Below are 7,575 nucleotides of genomic sequence, written 5' to 3' on the forward strand. Positions count from 1 at the left end.
TCGGAGCTGCGACAAAAAATATATTTCATTCACCAGTACGCTTAGCAAAGAAGTTCTAAGGCTTGGGATTTGAAAAATCAAAAACTTTCGTTAAACTCGCCTTGCTTAAGTCACGAAAGTTCTAGGATTTTTCTGCATCCCTTCGCCTAGAACTTCTAATTGCCCGCTTTATGTAAATTTCATATATTTTTTATCTCCGCTTAGCCTCTGAACTAGCACAACAAATTAAGTTATAGATGAGCAACACAGTAACAAGTTTGCAGCAGTAGGGGCGAACAGTGTTCGCCCGTATAGCGATTAAAAGAAACTTAACACAGATAAAATTCTATCGTATAGCAGTATTGGAGAACACTATTCGCTCGCATAAGCGATTAAAGGGAACTTAACACCGATTTAATCCCATAGTACAGCAGTAGGGGCGAACAGCGTTCGCCCACATGGTATACAAATTAAATTGAGTGGAAGGTTTAAAGTTATCTTACTAAACTGTAAGATAACTTTTTTAATGTAAGGGGAGAGTCATGGAGTCTTTTAAATAACGGGGATATAATAAAACTAAGTTTTTGTAGTTGCTGGCTCTATGTTTGTTCCACATATTTTTATCTTCGCTTATGTTGTTGAGCTGCCATAAAGAGTTAAATTAGCAGGAAAAAATATCAGGCATAAAAGTATAGTAATGTTAGGAGGGTCAATATGGAGATTTTAAAGGTACAAGGTCTGAAAAAGATATATGGTAAGGAAGGAAACAGGGTAGAGGCCCTTAAGGGCGTGGATCTAAGCGTAAATAAGGGTGAGTTTGTGGCTATTGTAGGGGCCTCCGGTTCAGGCAAGAGTACATTACTTCATATTCTGGGAGGGCTGGATAGGCCTACGGAAGGAAAGGTTATTATTGATGGAGAGGATATTTACAGCTATAGTGAAGAAAAGCTTGCCATATTCAGAAGAAGGAAGGTAGGTTTCATATTTCAATTCTTCAATCTGATTCCAGTTTTAGATGTAGAAGAAAATATTGCACTGCCTGCACTTTTAGATAATGACAGGGTGGATAAGGCATATTTAGATGAAATCATAAAGCTTCTCGGCCTGGAGGATAGAAAGCATCACCTGCCTTCGGAGCTGTCTGGAGGACAGCAGCAGAGGGTATCCATAGGAAGAGCTCTGCTGAATAAGCCATCAATAGTGCTTGCAGATGAGCCCACCGGAAATCTTGACAGCAAGAACTCAAAGGAAGTAATCGAACTTCTAAAGTTTTCTGCAAAGAAGTATAATCAAACATTGATACTTATAACCCATGATATAAATATAGCTTCTTCGGCAGACAGAATAGTAACCCTTATGGATGGAGAAATAGTTTCAGATAAATACTTGAAGCAGAGCTAGGAGGTGAGGGAGATGATTAAAGGCTACAGTGAGATTACAGGAAAATACTTAAGAGCAAATAAGAAAAGAACCATATTGACCTTAATAGGAATTATATTATCAGTATCTCTCATATCAGCCATAGGATTTTTCCTAAAAAGTATGCAGGAAGCTCAGATACAGGACGTGAAAAACACCTATGGGTCATGGCATGTTATGTATAAAAGGGCAGATGACAGCCTTATAACAAAAATTAAAAGCAATCCAATTGTTTTAAGAAGTGGCACCTATGCTACAGGTGATACAGTAAATATAAATGACAAGTTTAAAGTTAGAGAAGTGTTTGGAAGCGATGATGGATTGGAGCTTTTACCATACAAGCTTAAGGAGGGCAGATTTCCAAAAACAAATACAGAGGCTGCTGTTGAGAGGTGGTTTCTCGATAAGATAAAAGCCGATGGGAAGCTTGGAGATAAAATAAAAATTTTAGATAAGGAATATACATTAGTTGGAATATTAAGTGATACCTATAGAAATCAGAATGATGGAATAGGAGAGCTTGTAACAAACGATCCTAATGCAAATAAGGATCAAAGGATCTTATTAGTGGAATTAAATCCAAACAGGAAGCTGATGGAAAATATAGATGAACTTAAGAAGCTCTCGGATGAAAAATCAATAGAAGAGAACCGGATGCTTATTATGGCACAGGGGGAAACCATGCCTGAAGGTATGATTTTTACCGCGGCAGTTATAATTGGAATAGTTGTTATTTCAACTATAGCAGTTATATATAATGCTTTTCAGATAAGCGTAGTGGAAAGAGTAAAACAGTTTGGCCTTTTAAGGGCTGTAGGGGCCACACCTAAGCAGATAAGAAAAATAATATTAAGAGAGGCTGCCTTTCTTGCTTCCATAGGCATACCCATGGGGCTTGGTTTTGGAATAGTAGCCCTTTATGGAATAGATTTTACCTTTAAATTAATTGGCGGGGAAAACATTGTAATTATATCCCCTAGGATTTCAATTGATGTTATGCTGATAAGCATTTTAATTGGTTTAGTTTCAATCTATGTTTCAGCCCTGCTTCCGGCGATATTTGCAGGGAGGATATCACCGCTGGTTGCCATAAGCAGCAGAAACTCAATAATAAAGGAAAAGCTAAAGAGAAGAAAAAGCCATATTATGGGAAGGATATTCGGTTTTGAGGGAGCTTTAGCCTCCAAGAATATCAAAAGGAACAGAAAAAGATACAGGATTACCGTATTTTCAATAGTAATAAGTGTAACACTTTTTATAACCTTTAAAGCTTTTATGGATATGTCCTTAAACGTCTATAGTGAAATGAATGAATCAAGAAATATACACTTCTCTGTAGTAACAGGAAGCAATGATGGAGAAAATGCCGGGGTAGAGGAGAGCATTATAGAAAATATAAATAGACTGCCCTACACCGATGTTTCCTACAGGGTATTTAATTCATATTATTTTGATGCAGTAATTGATAAAACAAGGGAGCTTAAGGATATAAAGGATATTGGAAATATCTACAATGACATAAACTACAATGGCGAAAATAAGACCTTAATGGGTGCTTCCCTGGTTGTTTATGATGATAAATCCCTTGAGGTAGCTAAGAAATATCTTAAGGAAGGAAAAATCGATATTGAAAGATTAAACAGGGAAAATGGAGTAATTATAATCGGGAAGAACAGGGTATACAATCAAAAAACGGAGAAAATCTTCTATGGCCCTGTAACGGATTTGAAGGCAGGAGATGAGATTCTCCTTCAATTAAATGAAGCAAGATATGATACCAGCAAGAAAAAAGTTGATTTCGGACAGGGGAGGGTTAATAAAGTTAAGGTGCTGGCCGTTCTTGAAGGAAACCCCTTTACCTTTAGGGGAGATGAAATGGGAATTAAAATGATAACTACAAAGGACGTAGCAGAAAGGCTAACATCTAAAAGTATAAATCCAATTGGATTAAATATAAAGATAAAGGATGTAAAGCTTGAAAGTGAAGCTAAGAAGGACATCCAAAGTATAATAAACAATGGAAATAACTTAAAGCTTATAAACTTTATCGACCAAAACAGAACAAGCAAGGCGGCTATACTGATGATTAAAATCCTTCTATATGGATTTGTCGTTGTAGTATCGCTGATTGGCAGCGTAAATATTATAAATACCCTGACTACAAATATAATTTTAAGAAGAAGAGAGTTTGCGGCGTTGAAGTCCATAGGGCTTACTCAAAGGGGATTAAGAAAAATGATAATTCTTGAAGGAATTCTTTATGGAATGATGGGAAGCATTTATGGATCAGTATTTGGTTCACTGCTTTCCTATCTACTGTATAGAGGTATAAGTGATGTTAGGGAGCAAAGCTATAAATTCCCATTGGATTCCATATTAATAGCAGCAATTGGAGTTATGCTTATCGGCTACCTTTCAGTATTGGCGCCTATTAGAAGAATGAAAAAGGATAACTTAATAGATGCAATAAGGGAGGATTTCTAACTAAGTTTGTTATAGGGGACGGTTAATTAAATAGTGGACTTATGTCAATATAGTAGCTATACATGAAACAAATTTCACCACAAGATTATGAAAAACGTTTTGCAATACCTAAGCGGAGATAAAAAATATATGAAATTCACATAAAGCGTGCAATTAGAAGTTCTTGGCGAAGGGATGCAGAAAAATCCTAGAACTTTCGTTTGTTTGAGAGAAGCGAGTTTAACGAAAGTTCTTGATTTTTCAAATCCCGAGCCATAGAACTTCTTTGCTAAGCGTACTGGTGAATGAAATATATTTTTTGTCGCAGCGTCCTCCTGTAGATATTTTATGCTTTATTCCAACGTACTTTTCAGAGTAGACACAAGAACTAGAATTTACTATGCTGATTTTCTAGCCCTATCCTTACATTGCTGAGGGGTAATATACTCAATGCTGCTATAAATTCTTTTTCTGTTGTACCAGTTGTAGAGGTACTCATGGAGTGCATGGTAAGTATTTTATCCTTATATTATAATATACAGAATAACTAAATTATAATAATATTCCATTTCTTATATCTAATACTTTCAGGTAAAACTACTATGGTATAATATGGATATAAAATAAAGGTAATAAATTTATAAGGGGATAAAAGATGATTAGAAAAATATTTAATGTAATAATAAGTATAATTATTGGGTATATTATAGGCTACCTCTTAAGAAGTGACTCAACAATTGTAACCGGCTTTATTGCATCGATGTTGACAATAATTTATTTTGAAATGCCAAATAAGAAATAAATAGAAGGGAATTCTTATATTCTGGTGTAGGAACCATGATTCCAAACAATAGTGGCGGTCAAATGAGTTATATGTGTAATAAGTAATAACTCATATGGCTGCAATTTATCATGAAAAAGGATTTTTTCATATCATATCGAATATAATCAATAAATATTGACAAGACTTAACTAATAGAGCCAATTTTTAAGACAGGAGCTATTAGCATGAATATGTTTGATATTATCACGCATACACAACTGCCATAAGAGGATTTTATTGCTAAATTAACTCGTTGTGCTAGATAAATTTACAGATCGGCGCTGCGATAAAAAATATATTTCATTCACCAGCACGCTTAGCAAAGAAGTTCTAAGGCTCGGGATTTGAAAAATGTGAATTTCATATATTTTTTATCGACCCTCAGCCCCTGAACTAGCACAACGGATTAAATTAATAAATTTAAAATTGGAGAGAGTCATGATGAAAGTATATGGTGTAGTCACAATGGACCTTGTCAGGTCCAGGGAAATGGATGACAGGAGCAGGGTACAGCAGAAGCTGGATGAATGTATAAACAAGATAAACAATAAATATAGAGAATTCTTAGCGGCTCCTATAGGTTTTACAACAGGGGATGAATGGCAGGCGCTGCTTTACAATCCTTCAAAGTGTTACAGTATTATAGAGGAGTTTCAGCAATACCTTTGGACACTTGATATTCTATTTTATGCAGGGATAGGAATCGGGGAATTGAGTACAGAGGTTTACAAAGAGGTTAATAAGATGGATGGGCCCTGCTTTCATATGGCAAGGGAGGCAATAAATATAGCCAAGGGTGAAGGAAACGGCAGGAGAAAATACAGAGCCAGTAAGAAAAACAGGGTTTACTTTTTCGGTGGAGAGGGGGGCCTGATATCTGGCAGAGATAAAAGGATTATGACAGATGCCTTTGATGAGGCAGCATTCTCTGTAATACTTAATGACAAAGAGGAAGAGAAACTTTTTAATATCAAGTTCCTTGAGGATATTATAAATACTCTTATTGAAAACAACGAAGTTTTAAAGTCAAGGATGACGAATAAGCAGAAGCAGACCTATATGGACTACTTGGAACTAGGCTCCTACAGAAAGATAGTTGAGAGCAGGAATAATGAAACAATAGGGGCCATAAGTCAAAGGCTTAATAGTGCAGATTTTTTTACCATTCAAAAAAATAACATCATGATAGAGCGTTTGCTGGGTTATTACGCAATGCTAAAGGAAGTGGAAGCTTGAATATAAGGGTTATACTTTTGTTGATATTTGCCCATATGGTATCAGATTTTTTATTGCAGTCAAATTACATAGTGAAATTAAGGTATAGTCCCGAGTCAGGAAAAAGTTTACGGGGAAATTTACTCCATGCCCTTGTTTATTTTATGGTATCACTGGCTTTCATAATTAATTATATGTCAGTACAAATCTTTTTTACTGCTCTGGCCATTGGAGCCTTCCATTTCCTTGTGGATTATATAAAGTCAGTTCTTGCTATAAAAAGTCCCTTTACGAAATACAGCCTGTCAATCTTTGTGGTGGATCAGGTGGTGCATATGGCCTTCATAATTTTTATGCTCCTTCCCAAGGGTTTTAAGGCCTATATCGCAGCCTTTAGTCACCAGGATGTAAGAGACAAGTTTGCTGTCTTTAAAAATATGGAATATATGGACAGGCTTCTTGTCTCAGGTATTTTAATAATAGCTGCTTTGTGGGGAACGGGAATATTTATAAGAATATTTTTTGACCATATAAAATTAAAGCCCTACAAAAGAGCAATAAACATGAATATCAAAATCAGGGAGGACCTTAAGGAAACAGATGGTGCCCCCGATGGAGGTTTCATAATCGGTATACTTGAAAGGCTTTTTATAATATGTTCCATCTTACTTGATCTTCCTCAAGTGATAGGGTTTGTTCTGGCGACAAAATCCATAGCCAGGTTTAAAAGATTTGATGATGATGAATTTGTTGAGTTATTTATTATTGGAAGCTTCATAAGCTTTATTTCTGCAATCATAGTTGGGGTAATAGTAAAGGGCTTGAGTACAATTCCCTATTGAATTAGAACGAGAGAACTGCCCATCTCCTTTGCGAGGGATATTGCCTTGCGCGCCCGGTGGAAGGTAGGCCCGTCAAGCTGGTTTACTGTTAATTCAAAGTTGTGTATGGAGACATCCCCGACTCCGATGCCGCAGTAAAATTCTATGGAGCCTAATCTGCTCCTAAAAAAATCCAAAACCCTGTAGAAGTCGCAGGGAAAGTACAAAAGTCCCTCCCATTCATCACCGATGGTAATTATAAATGGGGAGGCAATTATAGAAGAAAACAGACTGTTAGCTTCCTTTAGTGTGTCTATAAGCTTATATTGGACCTCTTCGCGGTTTTTCAACTCCTTAGATTTTTTTATATCACATATCATTGTCATAAATTGCAAATATAACACCCCCGAAGACTATATAATATAGTTTAGGTTTTAATCTAAACTTATATAATGTTCATATAATAATCTAAACAAAATTATTTATAAAATAATGAACAACTATAATAGCAATAAGTATCTATTATATATTATGTGGATTTTCTGCTTTGGTGATACAGAGGATAGGCCTTCGGCTTTTTCCGTATGATTTTGTTGAAAGGTATGATTCAAAGCTTATTTATAATGAAGTTCAAAGGGAATTTGCCTTTCTGAAGTTTGATGTTGTAAATGATATATATGAACAGTATTGCTATTATACCTGTGGACGATATTTGGAAAACATGGCAAAAATTCTTTAGAATAATAACTGGTAGAAAAATCTTAAATTGCAATATTAAATGCAACACCCCGTGAAAAAATCATGTAGAATAGGGTTAGTGTAAACCATACTTAACCTTAAGCCCATCTTAATTAC

At 35.6% G+C, this 7,575-nt stretch carries 6 protein-coding genes; 5 read left to right on the forward strand and 1 reads right to left on the reverse strand.

All coding sequences use genetic code 11. The features are described from left to right. Window positions 1-693 precede the first annotated feature (693 nt). From EDD71_RS04000 to EDD71_RS04015, 4 genes are all read left to right on the forward strand, one after another. Window positions 694-1,380, forward strand: coding sequence for an ABC transporter ATP-binding protein (locus EDD71_RS04000; protein ID WP_133627448.1), 687 nt, complete (start codon window positions 694-696; stop codon window positions 1,378-1,380). A 12-nt stretch (window positions 1,381-1,392) separates the two neighbouring features. After that, window positions 1,393-3,882 carry an ABC transporter permease gene (locus tag EDD71_RS04005; protein ID WP_133627449.1) on the forward strand — a complete coding sequence of 830 codons (2,490 nt, stop codon included), beginning with the start codon at window positions 1,393-1,395 and terminating at the stop codon, window positions 3,880-3,882. Window positions 3,883-5,125: 1,243 nt separating this feature from the next. Further along, window positions 5,126-5,920 (forward strand): SatD family protein, encoded by a 795-nt coding sequence (locus EDD71_RS04010; RefSeq protein ID WP_166636329.1) that lies wholly within the window; start codon window positions 5,126-5,128, stop codon window positions 5,918-5,920. 20 nt (window positions 5,921-5,940) lie between these two features. After that, a complete protein-coding gene (locus tag EDD71_RS04015) occupies window positions 5,941-6,741 on the forward strand; it encodes a DUF3307 domain-containing protein (protein WP_279233002.1) in 801 nt (266 codons plus the stop codon). Here EDD71_RS04015 and EDD71_RS04020 read toward each other — a convergent pair. Further along, entirely contained in the window at window positions 6,735-7,106 is a 372-nt protein-coding gene (locus EDD71_RS04020; RefSeq protein ID WP_243116396.1) for a SatD family protein, read from the reverse strand. The genes EDD71_RS04015 and EDD71_RS04020 overlap by 7 nt on opposite strands. Before the next feature lie 161 nt (window positions 7,107-7,267). Between EDD71_RS04020 and EDD71_RS15505 the strand changes: the two genes are divergently transcribed. Continuing rightward, window positions 7,268-7,459 (forward strand): hypothetical protein, encoded by a 192-nt coding sequence (locus EDD71_RS15505; RefSeq protein ID WP_207669272.1) that lies wholly within the window; start codon window positions 7,268-7,270, stop codon window positions 7,457-7,459. Window positions 7,460-7,575 lie beyond the last annotated feature (116 nt).

This window comes from Fonticella tunisiensis, assembly GCF_004364155.1.
Taxonomy (GTDB): Bacteria; Bacillota; Clostridia; order Clostridiales; family Caloramatoraceae; genus Fonticella; species Fonticella tunisiensis.

Coding starts and splice junctions, on each gene's coding strand:
- EDD71_RS04000 (WP_133627448.1), top strand. CDS start 694: ATGGAGATTTTAAAGGTACAAGGTCTGAAAAAGATATATGGTAAGGAA.
- EDD71_RS04005 (WP_133627449.1), top strand. CDS start 1,393: ATGATTAAAGGCTACAGTGAGATTACAGGAAAATACTTAAGAGCAAAT.
- EDD71_RS04010 (WP_166636329.1), top strand. CDS start 5,126: ATGAAAGTATATGGTGTAGTCACAATGGACCTTGTCAGGTCCAGGGAA.
- EDD71_RS04020 (WP_243116396.1), bottom strand. CDS start 7,106: ATGACAATGATATGTGATATAAAAAAATCTAAGGAGTTGAAAAACCGC.